A 19474-nucleotide genomic window follows, 5' to 3' on the forward strand; every position below is an offset into this window, starting at 1 on the left:
CATTTTTTCTGCTTTTTCCTCCTTTTTGACCTAAAAATATTTTACACTATCATTTATTTAAAAAAAGAGGATATAAAAAATATGGGTTTACTGTATTATAATAAATAAAGATAAACACTTATGTGAGATTTTTTATCAAAACTTATCGAGGTGAAAGATTATGCCCGTTGATGGAATAACCCTTTACGCTTTAGTTTCCGAAATGCAAAACCAAGTTATCGAAGCAAAAATAGATAAAATATACCAACCTACTTTCTATGAAATATTGTTTTTTTTAAGAAGAGGGCGTCATGAGGTCAGGCTTTTATTATCTTGTCACCCTCTTAATTTCAGAATATCCCTCCTTAAAAAGGAGGTTAAAGAAAACCCCGCTGTCCCTCCACCTTTTTGTATGCTCCTCAGAAAATTGCTTAATGGGGGCAGGATAGTTAAAATATCTCAATTAAGTTTAGAAAGGATTGTTACGATTAAAATCGAAAACTTGAATGAATACGGCAAGATTAAAAATTATTATTTAATTGTTGAGCTCATGGGTAAACACAGCAACATCATCCTTCTCGATGAAGAAGGAACAATATTGGATTCAATAAAAAAAATCGGTTCTGATGTAAATAGGGTAAGAGAAATCGTGCCCGGTGAAAAGTATATTTATCCGCCATTGACAGAAAGGGTTAATTTTATTGAAGATAGTGAAGAAAACCTATCATTGCTAATGAATTTAAAAAGGAATGAAATTGACCCTAATTTCGATTGGGAAAAATGGATAGTTGAAAATTTTTCTGGTTTCAGCAAGTTAGCAGCTTCAGAAATAATATTCAGATCTAAAACTGAAGGTAAAGAAATTTCACAAACACTTATAGAACTAAAAAATAATTTAATCAACCACCATATTTCTCCTGTTATTTATTACGAAAAACAAAGTAAAAAACCTTTAGATTTTTGGATCTTCCCCCTTTCTCGCTTTAAAAGCAATTACTCAGAAAAAAAAGTTGAGACTGCAAATGATGTGATAGAAATTTTCTATAACGAAAAAGAAGCCTTTGAAAAATTCACTTCAATTAAAAATAATTTAATAAAACAGCTCCAAGAATATTTAAAAAAGCAAAGCAAAATACTATCTCAAAAACAAGAAAACCTTGCCGACACTAAAAACAAAGATAAATACAAAATATACGGAGAGCTTATTTTAGCAAATTCTTATAGAATAAAACAGGGAGAAAGAGAAGTAAAATTATTAAATTTTTATGATGGCAATGAAATGATAATCCCTCTTGATGAAAAATTAAACCCATCACAAAATGCGCAAAAATACTTTAACCTTTATAAAAAACTTTCCACCAAAGAAAAAGTCCTCATGGAACAAATAGAGAAAATAAAACAGGAAATTGACTACATTGAAAATACAATTTTCTCAGTTGAAAACGCTGAAAATCTTTTGGAACTTTTGGAAATTGAAAGCGAATTGGAAAAAGAAGGGATTATAAAAACATCTCAAAACAATAAGGAAAAAATAAAACCCTCGGAACCAATGAAGTTTATATCTTCCGAAGGTTTTACCATTCTTGTTGGCAAAAATAACAGACAAAATGATTATATAACCTTTAAGAAAGCAAATCCTGAAGACATTTGGGCACACGTTAAGAATTTTCCCGGTTCCCATGTGGTAGTTTTGACTGAAGGCAAAAATGTTAAAGACAGCACCCTTTTAGAAGCATGCATGTTGGCTGCTTATTTCAGCAAAGCAAGATATGGAAGCAAGGTCGCCGTTGATTATACACTTAAAAAATTTGTAAGAAAACCTCAGGGAGCAAAACCCGGGTATGTAATATACGACAACTTCAAAACCTTATTTGTTACACCCGACCCCGAAAAAATTAATAAATTATTTTTGAAGGATTAATACACAATCTTCGCCATCAATTTCTTCAAGTTTTACCTTTATTATTTCTTCTTTAGAAGTAGGTACATTTTTCCCCACATAATCGGGCCTAATGGGCAGCTCTCTGTGCCCTCTATCAATTAATACTGCAAGCTGAATTGCCTTGGGCCTGCCGAGGTCTATAACAGCATCAAGGGCTGCCCTTACTGTCCTCCCCGTATAAATTACATCATCCACCAATATAATTATTTTCCCTTTAACATCAAAAGGCACATTAGTAGTATTAACAAAAGGCCTTTCGGAAAGTTCTGAAAGATCATCCCTGTAAAGAGTAATATCTAAAACACCTACTGGAACCTTTATACCTTCGATTTGGTATATTTTATTTGCAATCCTTTCTGCAAGGGGAACTCCTCTTCTTTTTATCCCAATTAAAGCGATGTCTACAGCCCCTTTATTTTTCTCTAAGATTTCGTGGCTTATCCTGGTGATCGCCCTATCCATCAATTTTTGATCCATTATCTTCGCTTTTTCCTGCATTCTACTACCCCTTTCTTAAAAATTCTAAAATTTGTTTTAAATCCTCAGGGAGTGGTGCTTCGAATACCATAAATTTTTCTGTTGATGGATGCCAAAGCCCCAGCCTAAAAGAATGGAGAGCTTGGCCTTTTATATTGAAGGGATTCTTCTTTTTAGAATATATAGGGTCCCCTACTATTGGATGACCTATAAAGCTCATATGCACCCTAATTTGATGGGTCCTTCCCGTTTCCAAATTAAGTTCTAAAAAGGTGTAATCTTTAAATCTTTCCAGCACTTTAAAATGAGTGACTGCTTTTTTCCCATCTTCGATAACGGCCATTTCCGTTCTCTTAATTGGGTGTCTCCCTATAGGGGCATCAATAGTAGCCTTTTCTTCAACGATTACTCCAAAAACCAACGCAAGGTAAGTTTTTTTCACTTTCTTTTCTTTAAACTGCACAACTAAATTCCTATGAGCCCTATCATTTTTAGCAACAACCATTACCCCAGAAGTATCCTTATCAAGCCTATGGACAATTCCTGGCCTTAAAATGCCATTTATTCCGGACAAATCTTTTGTATGGTATAAGAGGGCGTTTACCAGCGTCCCAGAATAGTTTCCCGGAGCCGGATATACTACCATTCCCCTGGGTTTATTTATAATGATAATATCCTTATCTTCATAAATTATATCAAGGGGAATAGGTTCGGGCTCAATGCTGTACTTTTTAGGTTCGGGGATTTCTGCAATGACCATATCGCCTTTCTTTACCTTGTAATTTGGTTTAGACTGTTTTCCATTTACCTTAATCCATCCCTCTTCTATGCCTTTTTGAATGTAACTCCTTGAAGTTTCCTTTAGTTTTTCAGTTAGATATACATCAAGTCTTTTTTTTGCGTCCAGTTCTTCAACAACAAATTCATAGTATTTATTCAAAAAAAACCCTCCCAAAGGACTCAAAAAATTTTTACATTTTCCTTTTCAAAAATTAAAATATAGGAAAGCAACAGAACCCCCACGACAATAAAAGTATCAGCCATATTGAAAACAGGCCATATCCTTAAATCAATAAAATCAATTACATAACCTAATCTTATACGATCTAATAAATTCCCTACAGTGCCTCCAAGTATTAAAGCTAAGGAAAATTTTGTTATATATAAATCCTTCGGCCCTTTTATTAGGTAAAATAAAATAATTGATATAACTAGAAGGGATATTACTGTAAAAAAAATTATCTTCCCCTCAAAAAGACTGAATGCTGCTCCACGATTTTTAACATAGGTTATATAAAGTATTGGCTTTAATACAGGAAAAGATTCGTAAGGTTTCATTTGGGTTTTGACAATGTATTTTGTCAGCTGATCCAAAAGAATTACTAAAAAAGAAAGAAATATAAAAATCACACGAAACTCCTCCAATATCTTTAAATTACAGCTTTTTTATCAAATATGAACTAATTTTTATTATACTATAGAATTAACCCTTTTTTACATACCCTATTGTATTAAAAAATCCCGCATCATTGCGGGATTTTATCTTCCAAGCTCATTTTTTTCATCCTCATCCATATCGTCACTTTTTAATATTTCATCACTCATTTCAACAATGCCTCTTTTTTCATTGCTATCGATATACACATCAGTATAATCTTTACTTCCCGGTTCATCTTGCGGTGTATTTGCTGTCCCGTATCGCGCTACATCCTGCCAAGCATCCTCGCCATCATAGGCAGCATATTCCGAATCGTCAAGAAAGCTCCTCCCAAAAGGGAAATTTAAAACTTCTTCCTCTATTGGCCTCGACCTTCTTGATAAAGCTTTTTCTTCCTTTTTATTGCATTCGGCACACAAGCTGGTATAAGGGATTACTTCCAACCTTTCTTTCTCTATTTCTTTACCACATCTTTCACATATACCGTATTTCCCTTCTTCTAAATACTCTAAAGCCTTGTCTACTTTTATAAGCATTATCCTTGCATTATCCCTTAACCCTAAATCCTTTTCCCTTTCAAAAGTTTCATTTCCTAAATCTGAAGGATGATTGTCGTAAGCGGACAACTCACCTACAGATTCTTTTAAAGCATTAGATCCCCTTTTTTGTAAAGTATCTATTTGTGATTCCAATTCTTTTTTTAAATCTAAAAGCTTTTTCTTATAATAGTTTTTATCTTTCATGCTACCACCTTATTTAGCAGATAGTTCATTCTGAACAATCCTAATAATATCTGCAATAAAGTCGCCAATAACGGGAAGTTTTAATATAACCATTTTCTGTAAAATATAAATCACAAAGGCACCTAAAAGTGTAAAACCAATTGCCATTCCAAACCCTCTTGCCACACCAGCTAAAAAATTAAGGTATATTAGCCTCATAGGTTTTCGATAAAGCTCTAAATACTCGGCTAAATTTAATTTTTCAATCCTCTCACTCAATTCTTCCATTTTCTTGGAAACTTTATCAAATATTAGATCATCTTTATTTTCCTTTGACATGATAATTCTCCTTATTAGGATTTACAAAACTTCAACTAATTATACCTTCTACAATCTCTGCAGAGGTTTTAGAAGCAAGTTCTACAAAATTTTTATAATCAGTTAAGGCTTTGCCGTCCGCTTTATCAGAAATAGACCTAATTACCACAAAGGGCATTTTATTTAGAAAGCAAACATGAGCAATAGCTCCACCTTCCATCTCTACACATGCGCCGTCAAAATAATTTCTTAGATATTTAACCATTTCTTCGCTGTTAACAAATTTATCTCCCGTTAAAACCCTTCCTTTAATTATTTTATTTTCTTTTAGAATTTTTTTACCTATATAAAACGCTTTTTCAACAAGTTCTTCATCTGCATTAAATATTTTTACCCCCATATTGGGGATTTCACCTATTTCATGTCCAAAAGGTGAGGCATCCACATCATACTGTATCAAATCCTTGGATACAACCACATCACCGGTTTTTAAAGAATCCAAAAGTCCACCCGCAACACCAGTACATATTATATATTTGGGCGAAAAGTGATCTATTAACAATTGGGTGCAAACAGCAGCATTAACCTTCCCAACACCGCTTTTTACAACTACCGCCCTTTTGCCTTTAATTTTCCCTATGTAAAAATCCAAATGTAATTTACTAATTTTAGAAACATCACTCATCCTATCGCATAATAACTTTATTTCTCTATCCATTGCTCCTATAATTCCAACAATAATCCCTCATCCTTTCCTTTAAAATTTAAATCTACACTGTAACAGCAGACTTTACCTTCACACCTGTGATCTTGCCTAATTTCCCCGTCAAAGCGCCTAACTCATCGGTGGTAGCATCAACTATAAGGGCAATTACCGAAATTCCCCTTTCCCTATAGGGGATACCCATCCTTCCAACTATTAGATGGGCATATTGTGAAAGTATAGAATTTACTTTTTCTGCAGCTTTTTCCCTATCAAACACTACAACTCCTATCACGGATATTCTTTTTTCGCTCTCCATATACCCACCTCAAAACCATAAAAGATTACAGTGATTCTTCATTATTTTCCTTTTCCCCATCAAAGGAAACAGCGGCTTCTTTTAATTGATTATTTTCCCCAATAAACTCAGGCTCATTTGAGTTTTTAAACATTCCGTGGATTTCTATAGATTCAACCATTTCTAATTGAGCTTTCAAAAAATTTACAAAACGAGTTTTAAAAATTATAAACTGTCTTTCCAATTCCTCCTGCTGCATTATAATATGTCTTTTCTTTTGCTCTGCTTCTGCAATAATCTCCTTCGCTTTATTATTAGCTTCTTTTATTAATAATTCCCTTTCCTTTTCTGCATTCATTCTAACTTCTTCAGCAGTCTTTTCCGCTAAAACTATAGCTTTCTTCAAAGTTGCTTCCAATTCTTCATAACCTTTTAACTTCTCGTACAAAGCCTTTATTTCTTCTTTTAATTGTTGATTTTCTTTATAAATTTTTTCATAAACCTCAGAAACCTTTTCTAAAAAATCCTTCACTTCCGCTTCATCAAATCCCCTAAAAGATCTCTTAAACTCCTTTTTTTGTATATCAAGAGGTGTAAGATTCATAAATCAGCTCTCCTTAAAATCATTTTTTTTATTAAAAGGCAAAAATTCCTTTTCTTCTTCTTTTACAATATTATCGATATCAATACCAGAAATATCAATATTATTAGGGGTAAAAACAAAAGTCCCACTTCCAACTTTTTTAACAGTACCATCTAATGCATACACACATCCGCTCAAAAAATCAATTATCCTTTTCGCATTCTCTTTATCTATACCTTCTAAATTTACTATTGCTGCCCTTTTGCTTTTAAGTTCATCGGCAATTTCTTCCACATCTTCAAAACTTGACGGTTTAAAAACCATCATTTTATTTTTGGGAATCTGATGAATATTAATTATCTTATTTTTTTCTAATCTTGTGTTAGGCGAAACTAATTCTTCAACTTTTTCTTCAGTTGATTCATCATCAAAACCCAAAAAATAGAGGATTTTTTTGAAAAACCCTGTATTCCCCATTTTTTTCACCTCATCCTTTCCCCGAAAATTCCAGTGCCTATCCTCACCATATTTGCACCTTCTTCAATAGCAACATCAAAATCATGGGTCATGCCCATTGAAAGATATTTCATTTCTACCTTAGGTATGTTTTTTTCTTTTAATTTTAAAAAAAGCTCGTACATTTTTTTGAAATATGGCCTTACCTTTTCAGTATTCTCAAAAAAAGGCGGTATTGCCATTAATCCCTTTACTTCAACGTTGTTTAAGGTAGAAATGTTTTCGATCAGTTGCTCTGCCTTTTCGTATGTTACTCCTGATTTTGTTTTCTCATCCCCTATGTTTACCTGAATCAATACATCCATTATTTTATTTTTTGCCCTTGCTCTTTTATCGATTTCCTGTGCAAGTTCTAAATCATCCACAGACTGTATCATCGCAAATAAATCCACCGCGTATTTTACCTTGTTTTTTTGCAAGTGTCCTATCATATGCCACAAAGCTTGATTTTTCACTTTGTCTTTTTTTTCTCTTGCTTCTTGCACCCTGTTTTCTCCAATTATCTTTACACCACATTCTATAGCTTTATCTATTTTCTCTGGAGGAACAGTCTTAGTCACTGCAATCAAAATTATATCTTCAGGATTTCTGTTTGATTTAACTGCAGCCTCTTCTATTTTATACCTGATCTTTTTTATATTTTCCTCTATCATAACAAGTTCATCAAAAGCTGCCTGAAATTCCATAAAAATCCCCTCTTAACAAGTATTATATCACCCGGTTTTAAACCGTCTACAATAACATTTCCGCCTTCTTCACATATTACATCCACCGGCTTAAAATTAATCCTATTTTTTTCTTTAACATATACTCCATCTTTATCCCCCAATCTTATTATAGCAGATTTTGGCAAGGTTATCCCCTCATAATTTTTTAAAATTATTTTTATTTTTTCCTTCCTTTGATCGTAAAGTTCCGGTAAATCTTGGTTTATGTAAAAAATAGCCCTTCCATTATCAAAAACGCTCTCTAATCTTGCTTCAAAATTTTTACCCGAAGAAAGTTCTATTTTATATAACTTCCCTATTTTTAATTTTGCGCCTTTACAATCAGCTAATATATACATATTAAAATTATCTATTATTTTTAATACCTTGTCATTTTCTTCAACGAATCCCTTTTGCTCTGGGTTATTATTTATGTTTAATGAAAAAATATCAAAATTTTCTATGGCTTTTTTATTCTCAATCCTCAATATTTCTTCCAAACCATCGATAGAAAAACTTACAGTACCCGCAACAGGCGAGGTTATTAATGGTTCTATAACATTTAATTTCTTCTCTAATTCAAGAATTTTTCCCTCTATAATTTCGATATTTTTTTGCCTTTCCTTTAACATTTTTTCTTTTTCATCATACAAGGCCTTTAATTTTGTCTTCAGTTTCGACTTACTCTCTGCTTTTCCATTATTGTTATAAAGATTTTTTTCTAATTCAATAATGGATTTATTTATTGCTTCGATTACAGGAATTGAAGAGTTTTTTTCATCTTCCAATTGTTTTTTTAAAAGAAGGATATCTTCTTCAATTTTCTTTTTTGCCTCAAAATCAGTTATAACTTTAAAAAGTGGAGTACCTACCCTCACGCGTTCGCCTGACTTCACAAGGTATTCAATTTTACCCTTATATGGAGAAGTTATTACCTGTTCATTTCTCACAATAATACCTTCCGTTTCAATAAAATCATTGATTTTATTTACTCCCGCAATAACATATCTATTGGAATATATCACAGAAATAAGAGAAAATAACAGCAACACGGACACGAAAAAAACTACCAAAAATTTATTTTTTGACTTTTTTCTTTTTGTAAGTAATATTACTTTACCTTTTTTATTTGCGACCATTTTAACTCACCCTGAATCTATATTTTTACAAATTGCCATTTTCCACTTCTTATCCTATAAATGTAAAATATAGCTCTTGTAAACCAATCTAAAAACATTGCAATCCATGCACCTATTATCCCTAAATTAAAATACTTCATCAATATAAAGGTAAAACCTAACCTTACAATCCACATACCCACTATATTTACATAAAGCACAAATCGGGTATCTCCTGCACCCCTTAAAGCACCTGAAACAACAAAACTTATAGCCTCGGGCAGTTGGGTAAAAGCTACAATGCGTAAAAGTATGACCGCATTATCTATAATTTGCCGATCATTAGTAAATATTGCTAAAAATAACTTCGGGAAAAGAAAAAACAACAGCCCCATTGCTCCCATTGTAAAAACTGCCATTCTATTTGAGATTGAGATACTGACCTTTGCCCCTTCTAAATCATTTGCTCCAAGTTTTAACCCTGTCAGGGCTGTGGCCGCTGTTGCAAAACCAATTCCCGGCATATATGAAAGAGATTCAACATTTATACTTATTGAATGAGCTGCATATAAAACAGTACCTAAGGAAGCTACCTGCCTTGCATACTGCATCTGCCCGGCAGAACTTATAATCCTTTCCATAGCTGCAGGGATGCTGATATTAATAATTCTTTTAAACAAATTAAAATTTAACCTTTTTATTACTTTCCTAAAATCGACAAAAATAGAACCACCGGGTTTTACAATTTTATTAAAAATTATAAATGCACCTAAAAACCTTGAGATTGAAGTAGAAATGCCCGCTCCTAAAACCCCTAAAGCAGGAAAACCAAATTTCCCAAATATCAAAGCATAGTTTAACACTATATGAATAATATTTAACTCAAGGTTTACCACCATAGGGGTTTTCGTATCCCCTACTCCTCTTAATGCCGCAGTAACAATGGTGAAAAAAAAGAAAAATAACATGCCCGGCATCATTGCCCTTACATATACTACTCCAATTTTTTTTACATCCTTTTCAGCTTTCATGAAATCCAAAATTTTATCTGCATAAATAAATCCAAAAATAACTAACAACAATCCAATAGCCAATGAAAAAATAATAGATTCAACTAATACCAAACCAACTTCATCCTCATTTTTTGCACCTTTAGCTCGTGCACAAAAGGTGGTGGTACCTACCGAAAGGCCCATTATAATAGAAATAATTAGCATAAATGGCTGCATTGAAAGTCCAACAGAAGTAACCGCAGCAGCGCCCAAACGCCCCACCATTGCCATATCAACAACCTGTGAAACCATTGCAAGGGTCTGTTCCAAAACGACAGGCCATGCAAGATTCCAAATCGATTTTAAAATGGGGTAAGTAGATTCATCCAATTTAAAAACGATTTTTAAGAAATCCTTCAAAGACTTTCTAAGCGACAACCCTTGCAAAGGTATTTCCTCCCAACAAAAAAGATTATAACTTCTTGTTTTTTTGCAAAAATACAATATTTAATTTCTACAAAACAAATAAAACTCCTTTTTAAAAAAACAATTATAAACTCGTTTTCATAAGTCTTTAATTTAACTTGAAATGACCTAAGTATAAGTTCAGAAAAGGAACAAATTTATAAAAAAAGTTTTGTTTTTCCCTTGCAAAAATTTAAGTTATCTATTATAATAATACCTGTGGTTGAAACGGGCTGTGGCGCAGCTTGGGAGCGCACTACCTTGGGGTGGTAGGGGTCGTGGGTTCAAGTCCCGCCAGCCCGACCATTTTTTTTGGAAGAAATTTTTAGATATATTTAAAGGCAGGTTTTAAAACCTGCCTTTAATTTTTTATTAAAAATTATTCTTTACTCCACTTTTACCCCTTCGTTGCAAGGCGATAACACTTTGAAATGGGCTTTAATTTTATATTTCTCAAAGGTTTTTACCATAAAATCTCCAGCTTCTTCTGCATCTTTTTCATCACAAATCCCAGCTATAGAAGGCCCCGAACCGCTTAAAAATACACTCATAAGTCCATTTTCTACGCCTTTTTCAAGGATTTCCTCCATCCCTGGAATAAGATTACTCCTATAAGGCTGATGCATCTTATCTTTGCAAAGCTCATTCAAAAAGGAAAAATCCTTTTGGGCAATACATGCAACTAGAAGTGCCGCCCTGCTGAGGTTATAAACTGCATCTTTTAAGGATATTTTTTCTGGTAGCACTTTTCTTGCTTCCGAAGTTTTAAGGTGAAATTCCGGGACGGCAATTACAAAACAAATTTCTTCAGGTAAATCAAATTTTTTATAATATATTTTCCCACCTTCCTGAAGGGAAACAGTGAAACCTCCAGAAAATGCAGGAACCACATTATCGGGATGACCTTCAATTTTTGTAGCCAAAGATATTATTTCTTCTTCTGAAAGAGGGTTGTCTAAAAGTGCATTTGCTCCAACAATACCTCCAACAATTGCTGCTGCACTGCTTCCAAGCCCTCTTGCAAGCGGTATGTTGTTTATTAGTTTGATGTGTAATTGCTTCTTAACATCAAAACGCTCTAAAACCTTTTTAGCTGATTGGTAAACCAAATTTGTTTCATTATTTGGTAAAAAACCTTGTCCTTCATTAAATATTTCTATATTTAATTCCTCCGAAAAATCTATTTCTATAATATTATGTAACGAAACCGCAACGCCTAAGGTATCAAAACCAGGCCCAACATTTGCTATTGTCGCAGGAACTTTAACTTTTACCATCATCACCCATCCTTTAAACAAAATTCATTTAAATCAAGTTGAATAATTTAAAAGCAGACAAAATTATTCAAAAATCGTTTATTCAAATATAATTTTCACTAATCTTTCTATTTCAGGAGGTGATACAGTGATATCCTTGCCTAATTTCAAAGCTGTCTCCGGATCCTTTAAACCATTACCTGTCAACACACAAACTACTTTTTCTTTTGGTTTGAAATAACCCTCTTTACATAGCTTCATAACTCCTGCAACAGATGCACAGGATGCTGGTTCTGCAAAAATGCCTTCTTCTTTGGCTAAAATCGAATAAGCTTCCAGGATTTCTTCATCGGTAACCTTATCAATAATGCCCTTCGATTCTTCCTTTGCTTTAACTGCTTTTTCCCAGCTCGCTGGATTCCCAATCCTTATGGCTGTAGCAATTGTTGTGGGATTTTCTATTACTCGCCCCTCAACAATAGGTGCTGCTCCTGCTGCTTGAAATCCAAGCAATTTAGGAAGTTTTTCTACTTTTTTAAAAGAATAATATTCCTTAAAGCCCTTCCAATAAGCTGTTATATTCCCTGCATTACCTACAGGAATTGCCAAGTAATCGGGTGCATCTTTTAATTCATCACATATTTCAAAGGCTGCTGTTTTTTGCCCTTCAATCCTGTCCGGATTTACTGAATTAACCAATGTAATAGGATACTTCTCAGAAATTTCTCTTACCATCTTCAATGCCATATCGAAATTGCCTTCAACAGCTATTATCTTTGCACCGTAAGCTACCGCCTGAGACAATTTCCCCAAGGCTACCGCATTATGAGGCACCAAAACAGTGCAGCTTATTTTTGCCTTTGCAGAATAAGCAGCTGCTGAAGCAGAAGTATTCCCTGTAGATGCGCATATAACTGCTTTTTTGCCATTTTCTTTAGCTTTTGATATGGCAACCGTCATTCCCCTGTCTTTGAAAGAGCCTGTAGGATTTAAACCTTCGTATTTTAGGTAAATCTCGCATTGGGTTTTTAAATGCTCTTCTAAATTATACGCCCTTATAAGTGGAGTGTTGCCTTCATTTAAAGTAACAATATTTTTTTTATCCTTTACCGGTAGGTAATCAAAATACCTTTCAATTATCCCTGCCATAAGATTTATACCTCCTCCTTCACTCTAATTACACTTGATACCTCCGACACCTCATCTAAGGATTTTATTTCATCTACAGCTCTTTGAATATTTTTAAACGAGGTTTCATAAGTTATAATCACTATTTCCGCGATATTGTCTACAGAATTTTTCTGTATTACCATATAGAGGTTTATATTATTTTGTCCAAATACTCCCGAAATCTTAGAAAGAACGCCAGGCTTATCCAACGCTTTGATTCTAAAATAATATGCTGAGCGGAAAAGTTTTATGGGCAAAACTTCCTCTTCTCTAAAGCAGGTACAATTTAACCTGTTTTTTTCATCAGTTTTTAATGCCTTTATTATATCGGAAACCACCGCACTGGCTGTTGGCATTTTCCCTGCACCTCTTCCATAAAACATAAGCCTTCCTACTGCATCGCCTTCAACTATTACGGCATTGTAGACATCTTTTACCGAACTTAAAGGATGCTCTTTCCTTAAAAGAACTGGTGCAACAAGCACAAAAATTCCATCATCAGTCCTCTGTCCTTCTGCAACAAGTTTTATGGTAAAGCCCATTTCTTGGGCATACTTTATATCCGTGTAGGAAATCCCATCTATCCCTTCAGTATACACCTTATCCGGTGTCACCCTCACATTAAATGCAATCGATGATAATATTGCTATTTTTCTTGCAGCGTCAAAGCCTTTAATATCAGCAGAAGGATCGCTTTCAGCATAACCCAGCTTTTTAGCTAAATCTAAAGCTTCTGAAAACTCCATTTTATTTTCTTCCATTTGGGTTAAAATAAAATTTGTGGTGCCGTTTAAAATCCCCATAATATTATTGATTTCATTTGCAATAAGGCTTTCTTTTAAGGGTATAATTATTGGAATTCCGCCTGCAACACTTGCTTCAAACAGCAGGTTTACCTTGTTTTGTTGAGCAAGTTCCAGTAATTCCTTGCCGTATTTTGATATCACCTCTTTATTTGCTGTAACTACATGCTTTTTATTATTTAAAGCCTGTTTTATATAAGTTAAAGCTGGTTCTTCTCCTCCCATTACTTCCACCACAAGGTCGATTTCGGGTTCGTTAATAATTTCTTCAGGTTTATAAGTTATTATTTCTTTCAAATAATCAGGGCGCTTTTTTGATTCGTCCCTTACCAATATTTTTTTGATATTTATCGGAAAGCCGCACTTTCTTTCAATAATGTCTCTGTTTTTTAAAATTAATTCTACTACTCCGCTTCCAACTGTTCCGAGGCCTAAAATTCCTATTTTAGCCAATTTTATCCCCCTTCTCCTTATTTTTATTCCTGGGCTAATATTTCGATCTTTTGAACTCCAGGCTTTTGTTCCAATATTTCAAGAAGTTCCTCAATATTTTTTGATAGTTCCTTTGTGTCGAAGGAAATTGTAACACTCGCAGAACCCTGGATGGGAATATTTTGGTTTATTGTAAGAACATTCCCTCTTGCTTTAGCTATTTCTTCCAAAATACCTGATAGAACACCTGGCTTATGCTCCAAAATAAAAGAAAGGGTAATAATCTTGCCTAAGCTTGCTTCGTAAAAAGGGAAAATATAATCTTTATATTTATAAAAAGCGCTCCTGCTAATCCCCACCCTTTCACAGGCTTCGTTTACAGTTTTAACTGCTTTTGTTTTTAATAGTTCCTTTGCTTTAACAGTTTTTTTTAACACTTCCGGTAGGATTTCTTCTTTTATAATGTAAAGGCCTTTAGTATCGGTCAAAGCTACACCCCCTGTCTACAGTATATATACATTTATCTATAATTGATAGACATTATATCACATAATGTTTCTTTTATCAATTTATAATTTTTATACTAAATTTTAACAAAAGACAAATTACAGCAATTTTTCTCAATTAAAATAAAAAAACGCCTAATTTTTCTAATAATAGGCGTAAAAAAGAAGTTAAATTTCATCATTATTTTCCATTTTTTCAAGTTTGTAAATAATATAAGTAACTGCCAAAAGGTCCGCAGCTCCGCCCGGACTTATATTTTCCCTTATAAAATACTTATCCATTTTCTCTATATATAATCGTCCCTGTTTGGTTGACATTCCACCTAAGTAAATTGCATTTTTTGCATGGTCTTTCATAAGATATAAGCCTTTAAGGCCTTTTCTGTTTATCACAGTTGTATCTTCGACCTCAGCCATTATATGAATTAAAGAGTGGACTGACGAATCGTTTAAATTAAGTCCAATTTTTAATCCTTCCTCAAAAGCAGGAAGTCCATATTCAAGAACCGTGGGAAGACCCCTTTCCACCTCTCCTCTTATACCCTCAATCCCATACCTTAAATAAAGCCTTTCTCCATTTGTAAGGTATTTATTCACATCAATATTCTTTAGCTCCCTTTCAACTATTCCTTTTGTTATATCTTTGATAATATTTGATATATTTTTTCTATCAATAGAAAGATTTAATTTTCTGCACCTTCCCACACTTGCCCCTATAAGCCCACAAAGGAAAATAAGTCCCTTTTGCGTATTCACTCCAGAGGTCACACTAAACATATCCTTTTCAGCTAATAAGCCTATTTTTCTTATTCTTTTTAAAATATCATCATCGTATTCAAGCCCTATCTGAACAAAATAGGGCATATATTTAGAAAGGGCAGCTGTACTTCTTAAAAAGGTATTGTAATCCATATCCCTATGGCTTCCCTTTGAAAAGGGTGAAACTAATCCCGGGGATGGATGGGAATTAACTTCAACAAGCATCCCTTCGGTCAAAATCCTGCCAACATTTTTTGAAAACTCATCTGTTAAAAGACTTTGTAACAAACCGCATCTTCCTTTACTAATTTTAAATTAATGCTATTTTATTGAAATTATTATTCTTTACTTACAAAATTTTGTATTTTTAAATTAATAGCCCTGACAACTTCTTCTACTTTGTGCCTCTTTTCCCTTGAACATTCCCTAACGTTTTTGCCGCAAAAGACGCATTTTCTCTCGTCAAATCCAAGTTCTCTCCTTGACACAGGAACTTCCCCTTCGTATATGTCTATATCAAAAATCCTTCCTAACGGGTGACTTTCTTCTATTTCAACAGCTAACTTTTTTGCCTCAAACTTGTCCATATTTAATACGAGCAATAAGCTTTTTCCATCATAACCTTCATCTGTCTCCCTATGGATTATAAACTTTTTAAATTCTTTAATGAGTAGAGAATACAACACATTAAAGGCAAGGTTTGCCTCTAATGTGTTTTTGTTATTCCCAGGGTAATTTATCTTTCCGCAAAGAACAGGAAGGTTATATTCTTCATAAAGCTTTAATATTTTTAAAAACCTTTTTTCCCTATCTTCAAGTATTCTTATCAATGGGGACTATCGCTCCTTTTTATTTTTTCTATTATTCCTTTTGCTTCTTCTGACACTAAAAAACTATATGTTGTCTCAGGAAGATAAATTTTTGTTTCTTCAATTCTTCCCTGCTTTATAAGACTTCTTACAAAGGATGCGCTAACAGGAGCATCTTTTATTTTCAATCTTTCAATTAATTTTACCTCAACTCCAAAGGAGGGTAAAATCTCCTTAAGGGCATTATTGTATGCATTTGTTACCTTGCAGTAAGGTTCTGTTCCTACATATCTTCTTTTTATATTAAATTCCTTTGCTATATACCTTCCAAATATTGCTGCATCAAGCCTTGCAAAAGCTGTTAATCTTTCATCTTCCCTCCTTAAAAAATAGCTTGGGAAGGTGGCTGAAGAGATTATATATTTTCCTCCAGGCAAAACCTTTACATTCTTTAAATCCTTAACCCCTTCCTTTACAAGTTTTAATCTAACCTCAAAAGGGAATAAGGATTTATTTTCTTCAACTACGAAAACTACAACCTCATAATTTTCCCTCGATGCGGTTTCTATAAGGTATCTATGGCCTAATGTAAAGGGATTGCAGTTCACAACAAGGGCTGCCTTTTCATTTGAACTTAATCCACTTTTTAAAAAACTATTCTTTACATATTTTTGTATATTTGCAGCCCCTCCCTCAAGAAGAACAACATCTTCATTTCCTTCAACAAACCTATAGCCCAATCCTTCAAAGATAGCTTTATTTTCAGGTTTTGTAAAAATAAAAGTTTCATATATACCCTTGTCAAAAAGCTTATTTTGAATACTTGTTAAAAGCTTTGCTGCAATTCCTTCGTTTTGGAATTCTTTTGAAACAGCAAAATCCTTTATTATATCCCCTGCTGCAGAACAAGTTCCAACTACTTTACTATCTTCCTTCGCAACTAAGGTTATTTCAACATCTTCCTCTAACGTGAGGTCAAACTCCTTTAAAAAGCTTCTTACCTCTTCTAAATCCTTTGTTTCAAAAATTTCCATAAAATCACCTAACCTGCCTTACAACATCAATAACAGTCCCATCCCTATACTCAACAACTGCAACTATTCTTTCATCAAACTCTACCTTTTCAGGAACACCTGTTAATCTTTCTGCCATGTTTTTAAGCTCTTCTATTGTGAATATCGGAAGATTTGAATCCTTTAGTCTTTCTAAAAGGTCCTTTCGTTTTGGGTTTATTGCAATTCCCCTTTCGGTAACAACGGCATCAATGGTTTCACCTGGGGTTGTAACTGTAGTTACCCTATCCACGATTATAGGAAGCCTTGCCTTTGTAAGCTGAGTTACAACAATTGCAAGCTTAGCTCCTGCTGCAGTATCCGAATGACCTCCAGATCCTCCCATTATAATTCCATTTGATCCTGTTGTAACATTAACGTTAAAATCGGTATCTATTTCCGTTGCACCGAGTATCATAACGTCGAGGTTATTTACAACTGCACCTTTATTGTGGGGATTGCCATACATTGATGCTGACATTCCCTGATGGGCCTTGTTGTTTTTGTAAGACTCTACTGCTTTAAGGTCAAAGCACTGAACATCAAATAAGGTTTTAAACAATCCTTCCTCAAACATCTCCACTATATATCCCGTAATTCCACCTGCTGCAAAACTCCCCTTAATATTTTTTCTTTTCATAATGTCCTTTACATAGGCTGCAACAGCAAGGGAAGTTCCTCCCGCACCTGTTTGGAAGGAAAAACCATCTTTTAACAAACCTGATTCATCAATAAGCTGTGCAGCAAGTTTTGCAATTTTAAGTCCTACAGGATCCTTTGTTATCCTCGTAGTTCCAGAAACAATACCCTTAGGATCCCCAATTGCATCAACCTTCACAATATAATCAACATATTCCTGACTTATTTCAATAGGGCATGCTGGATAATCAACAAGATTATCTGTTATAGCAACAACCCTTTCAGCATACATCGCATCGGGAATAGCATAGCCTAAACTTCCGCAGGCTGACTTTCCTTCAACTCCGTTTATGTTTCCGTAAGTATCACAGGTTGGCGCTGCAATAAATGCAATATCTATACGTAGGTCTCCGCTTTCTATAGCTCTTGCCCTTCCTCCGTGGGTGTGCATAATAGCAGGATATTTTAAGAGTCCACAAGATACAGCCTCAGCGACAGGTCCCGACATATAATTTGTATAAATTTGAGTTACAACTCCATTTTTAATATGTTCAACTAACGGGGCGTGGCATGGGAATATTGAGCTTGCCGCAACCTTTATATCTTTTATCCCCAGCTTTGCAACTTCCTCTAAAACCATGTTTAAAACATAATCCCCGTTTCTTAAATGATGATGAAAGGATAAAGTCTTTCCATCCTCTATGCCGCACTTTAAAAGTGCATCCCTTAATGAAGGTAGAACTTTATTTCCACCAGGCTTTACGCTTTTTATTTTTACTGAAGTTTTTTTAACTTCACCAATATTTTCATAAGCTCCTATAAAGGGTTTAACCTTTCCGTAGCCTTCTATGTATTCAGGAAGTTCCCTCTTTACTGCATTTATCATGATATCACTCCTTTATAAGGCCAATGGCCTTTGCCTTCTCTAAGACATTCTTAGCCCTTGCAAGTACAGGAGCATCTACCATTTTACCATCAAGGGAAAATACTCCCTTTCCTTCCCTTTGTGCCTCATCATAGGCTGCAATAACCCTTTTTGCCCACTCTATATCCTCCATGCTTGGTGAGAAAACTTCGTTTATTATATCTATCTGCCTTGGATTTACAGCAGCCTTTCCGGTCATGCCTATAAGTTTTGCTCTTTGGCAATCCCTTTTTAATCCTTCAAAGTCATTTATATCCGTAAAGGGAGTATCTATTGCATCAACTTTTAGAGCTTTACATGCAGAAACGATCCTGCTTCTTGCATAAAAAATTTCCTCTCCTTCCTTTGTCCTTTTTATTTCCATATCAGCTGTTAAATCCTCAGCACCAAGCAAAACCGCAGCTACCCTTTTAGAGGATTTAACAATGTTGAATACATCCTCAACCCCAAAGGCAGTTTCTATAAGGGGAATAAGCTTTATACTTCCTAATTTAAAGCCTTCTTCCCTTTCAATAGTCGAAATAAGCTCATCTATCTCCTTGATTGCATCTTCCGTTGCCTTTGGAACCAAAAGGGCATCGGGCTTTACCCTTGCAATAACATCGATATCCTCATATCCAAGCTCAGTATTTATAAAATTTATTCTCACAACTTTTTCACACCCATTAAAGTCAAGCTCTAAAAGGGCATTTCTGACCAAAAACCTTGCCGAATCCTTTTCATCTATGCTAACCGCATCCTCAAGGTCTAAGATTATACTATCCGCACCAAGTATAGGCGCATTTTGAATCATAGACGGATTATTCCCAGGAATAAAAAGCATACTCCTTCTCATAAGGTACCACCTCCACAAGTGCCATCCACT

Annotated in this window: 22 protein-coding genes and 1 tRNA gene; 2 read left to right on the forward strand and 21 right to left on the reverse strand. The window is 34.3% G+C overall.

Features of this window, described 5'->3' with window-relative positions:
* The first annotated feature begins 160 nt into the window (after positions 1 to 160).
* Entirely contained in the window at positions 161 to 1900 is a 1740-nt protein-coding gene (locus ACPLVF_RS05580) for an Rqc2 family fibronectin-binding protein (RefSeq protein WP_424906845.1), read from the forward strand.
* Here the strand turns inward: ACPLVF_RS05580 and pyrR are convergent.
* From pyrR to ACPLVF_RS05640, 12 genes are all read right to left on the reverse strand, one after another.
* Positions 1883 to 2419 carry a bifunctional pyr operon transcriptional regulator/uracil phosphoribosyltransferase PyrR gene (gene pyrR, locus ACPLVF_RS05585; RefSeq protein WP_424906846.1) on the reverse strand — a complete coding sequence of 179 codons (537 nt, stop codon included), beginning with the start codon at positions 2417 to 2419 and terminating at the stop codon, positions 1883 to 1885. The genes ACPLVF_RS05580 and pyrR overlap by 18 nt on opposite strands.
* Positions 2420 to 2423: 4 nt before the next feature.
* Positions 2424 to 3338 (reverse strand): RluA family pseudouridine synthase, encoded by a 915-nt coding sequence (locus tag ACPLVF_RS05590; RefSeq protein ID WP_424906847.1) that lies wholly within the window; start codon positions 3336 to 3338, stop codon positions 2424 to 2426.
* 20 nt (positions 3339 to 3358) lie between these two features.
* Positions 3359 to 3808, reverse strand: coding sequence for a signal peptidase II (gene lspA / locus ACPLVF_RS05595; RefSeq protein WP_424906848.1), 450 nt, complete (start codon positions 3806 to 3808; stop codon positions 3359 to 3361).
* A 129-nt stretch (positions 3809 to 3937) separates the two neighbouring features.
* Positions 3938 to 4579: a TraR/DksA C4-type zinc finger protein gene (locus ACPLVF_RS05600; RefSeq protein ID WP_424906849.1), complete on the reverse strand. Its 642-nt coding sequence runs from the start codon at positions 4577 to 4579 to the stop codon at positions 3938 to 3940.
* Positions 4580 to 4588: 9 nt separating this feature from the next.
* Complete coding sequence (locus ACPLVF_RS05605) at positions 4589 to 4897, reverse strand: DUF5665 domain-containing protein (protein ID WP_424906850.1); 309 nt, start codon at positions 4895 to 4897, stop codon at positions 4589 to 4591.
* A gap of 31 nt (positions 4898 to 4928) precedes the next feature.
* Positions 4929 to 5618 (reverse strand): 5'-methylthioadenosine/adenosylhomocysteine nucleosidase, encoded by a 690-nt coding sequence (locus ACPLVF_RS05610; protein ID WP_424906905.1) that lies wholly within the window; start codon positions 5616 to 5618, stop codon positions 4929 to 4931.
* Between the two features lie 28 nt (positions 5619 to 5646).
* Positions 5647 to 5898 carry a TM1266 family iron-only hydrogenase system putative regulator gene (locus ACPLVF_RS05615; protein ID WP_424906851.1) on the reverse strand — a complete coding sequence of 84 codons (252 nt, stop codon included), beginning with the start codon at positions 5896 to 5898 and terminating at the stop codon, positions 5647 to 5649.
* A gap of 25 nt (positions 5899 to 5923) precedes the next feature.
* A complete protein-coding gene (locus tag ACPLVF_RS05620) occupies positions 5924 to 6481 on the reverse strand; it encodes a DivIVA domain-containing protein (RefSeq protein WP_424906852.1) in 558 nt (185 codons plus the stop codon).
* 3 nt (positions 6482 to 6484) lie between these two features.
* On the reverse strand, positions 6485 to 6937 hold the full coding sequence (locus ACPLVF_RS05625) for a cell division protein SepF (RefSeq protein WP_424906853.1): 453 nt from the start codon (positions 6935 to 6937) through the stop codon (positions 6485 to 6487).
* 5 nt (positions 6938 to 6942) lie between these two features.
* A complete protein-coding gene (locus tag ACPLVF_RS05630) occupies positions 6943 to 7662 on the reverse strand; it encodes a YggS family pyridoxal phosphate-dependent enzyme (protein WP_424906854.1) in 720 nt (239 codons plus the stop codon).
* Positions 7626 to 8822, reverse strand: a complete 1197-nt coding sequence (locus ACPLVF_RS05635; RefSeq protein ID WP_424906855.1) for an HlyD family efflux transporter periplasmic adaptor subunit — start codon at positions 8820 to 8822, stop codon at positions 7626 to 7628. The genes ACPLVF_RS05630 and ACPLVF_RS05635 overlap by 37 nt, the downstream gene beginning before the upstream one ends.
* Positions 8823 to 8839: 17 nt before the next feature.
* The gene (locus tag ACPLVF_RS05640; RefSeq protein WP_424906856.1) at positions 8840 to 10240 is read right to left on the reverse strand and encodes an MATE family efflux transporter; all 1401 of its coding nucleotides are present in this window, start codon (positions 10238 to 10240) and stop codon (positions 8840 to 8842) included.
* A gap of 247 nt (positions 10241 to 10487) precedes the next feature.
* On the opposite strand from ACPLVF_RS05640, the gene ACPLVF_RS05645 reads away from it, so the two are divergent.
* A tRNA-Pro gene (locus tag ACPLVF_RS05645) sits at positions 10488 to 10564 on the forward strand.
* A gap of 80 nt (positions 10565 to 10644) precedes the next feature.
* Here ACPLVF_RS05645 and thrB read toward each other — a convergent pair.
* The 9 genes from thrB to ACPLVF_RS05690 form a co-directional block, all read right to left on the reverse strand.
* Entirely contained in the window at positions 10645 to 11538 is an 894-nt protein-coding gene (gene thrB, locus ACPLVF_RS05650) for a homoserine kinase (protein WP_424906857.1), read from the reverse strand.
* Positions 11539 to 11613: 75 nt separating this feature from the next.
* Entirely contained in the window at positions 11614 to 12663 is a 1050-nt protein-coding gene (gene thrC / locus ACPLVF_RS05655; RefSeq protein ID WP_424906858.1) for a threonine synthase, read from the reverse strand.
* 5 nt (positions 12664 to 12668) lie between these two features.
* Positions 12669 to 13940 (reverse strand): homoserine dehydrogenase, encoded by a 1272-nt coding sequence (locus ACPLVF_RS05660; RefSeq protein WP_424906859.1) that lies wholly within the window; start codon positions 13938 to 13940, stop codon positions 12669 to 12671.
* Positions 13941 to 13963: 23 nt separating this feature from the next.
* Entirely contained in the window at positions 13964 to 14407 is a 444-nt protein-coding gene (locus tag ACPLVF_RS05665) for an ACT domain-containing protein (RefSeq protein WP_424906860.1), read from the reverse strand.
* Between the two features lie 186 nt (positions 14408 to 14593).
* Positions 14594 to 15472, reverse strand: coding sequence for a triphosphoribosyl-dephospho-CoA synthase CitG (gene citG / locus ACPLVF_RS05670; RefSeq protein WP_424906861.1), 879 nt, complete (start codon positions 15470 to 15472; stop codon positions 14594 to 14596).
* Between the two features lie 50 nt (positions 15473 to 15522).
* Positions 15523 to 16014: a citrate lyase holo-[acyl-carrier protein] synthase gene (citX, locus tag ACPLVF_RS05675; RefSeq protein ID WP_424906862.1), complete on the reverse strand. Its 492-nt coding sequence runs from the start codon at positions 16012 to 16014 to the stop codon at positions 15523 to 15525.
* Positions 16011 to 17027, reverse strand: a complete 1017-nt coding sequence (gene citC / locus ACPLVF_RS05680; protein WP_424906863.1) for a [citrate (pro-3S)-lyase] ligase — start codon at positions 17025 to 17027, stop codon at positions 16011 to 16013. The genes citX and citC overlap by 4 nt, the downstream gene beginning before the upstream one ends.
* Before the next feature lie 4 nt (positions 17028 to 17031).
* Positions 17032 to 18570: a citrate lyase subunit alpha gene (citF, locus tag ACPLVF_RS05685; protein WP_424906864.1), complete on the reverse strand. Its 1539-nt coding sequence runs from the start codon at positions 18568 to 18570 to the stop codon at positions 17032 to 17034.
* Between the two features lie 4 nt (positions 18571 to 18574).
* On the reverse strand, positions 18575 to 19444 hold the full coding sequence (locus ACPLVF_RS05690) for an HpcH/HpaI aldolase/citrate lyase family protein (RefSeq protein ID WP_424906865.1): 870 nt from the start codon (positions 19442 to 19444) through the stop codon (positions 18575 to 18577).
* Positions 19445 to 19474 lie beyond the last annotated feature (30 nt).

This window comes from Thermovenabulum sp., from assembly GCF_049701175.1.
GTDB lineage: Bacteria > Bacillota > Thermosediminibacteria > Thermosediminibacterales > Thermosediminibacteraceae > Thermovenabulum.

What these genes read in the sequence shown, in the direction of transcription:
- thrC (WP_424906858.1), bottom strand. Translation starts at nt 12,663, where the DNA reads ATGGCAGGGATAATTGAAAGGTATTTTGATTACCTACCGGTAAAGGAT.
- ACPLVF_RS05605 (WP_424906850.1), bottom strand. Translation starts at nt 4,897, where the DNA reads ATGTCAAAGGAAAATAAAGATGATCTAATATTTGATAAAGTTTCCAAG.
- ACPLVF_RS05635 (WP_424906855.1), bottom strand. Translation starts at nt 8,822, where the DNA reads ATGGTCGCAAATAAAAAAGGTAAAGTAATATTACTTACAAAAAGAAAA.
- ACPLVF_RS05625 (WP_424906853.1), bottom strand. Translation starts at nt 6,937, where the DNA reads ATGGGGAATACAGGGTTTTTCAAAAAAATCCTCTATTTTTTGGGTTTT.
- citF (WP_424906864.1), bottom strand. Translation starts at nt 18,570, where the DNA reads ATGATAAATGCAGTAAAGAGGGAACTTCCTGAATACATAGAAGGCTAC.
- citC (WP_424906863.1), bottom strand. Translation starts at nt 17,027, where the DNA reads ATGGAAATTTTTGAAACAAAGGATTTAGAAGAGGTAAGAAGCTTTTTA.
- thrB (WP_424906857.1), bottom strand. Translation starts at nt 11,538, where the DNA reads ATGATGGTAAAAGTTAAAGTTCCTGCGACAATAGCAAATGTTGGGCCT.
- ACPLVF_RS05600 (WP_424906849.1), bottom strand. Translation starts at nt 4,579, where the DNA reads ATGAAAGATAAAAACTATTATAAGAAAAAGCTTTTAGATTTAAAAAAA.
- pyrR (WP_424906846.1), bottom strand. Translation starts at nt 2,419, where the DNA reads ATGCAGGAAAAAGCGAAGATAATGGATCAAAAATTGATGGATAGGGCG.
- ACPLVF_RS05690 (WP_424906865.1), bottom strand. Translation starts at nt 19,444, where the DNA reads ATGAGAAGGAGTATGCTTTTTATTCCTGGGAATAATCCGTCTATGATT.
- ACPLVF_RS05620 (WP_424906852.1), bottom strand. Translation starts at nt 6,481, where the DNA reads ATGAATCTTACACCTCTTGATATACAAAAAAAGGAGTTTAAGAGATCT.
- ACPLVF_RS05630 (WP_424906854.1), bottom strand. Translation starts at nt 7,662, where the DNA reads ATGGAATTTCAGGCAGCTTTTGATGAACTTGTTATGATAGAGGAAAAT.
- ACPLVF_RS05615 (WP_424906851.1), bottom strand. Translation starts at nt 5,898, where the DNA reads ATGGAGAGCGAAAAAAGAATATCCGTGATAGGAGTTGTAGTGTTTGAT.
- ACPLVF_RS05580 (WP_424906845.1), top strand. Translation starts at nt 161, where the DNA reads ATGCCCGTTGATGGAATAACCCTTTACGCTTTAGTTTCCGAAATGCAA.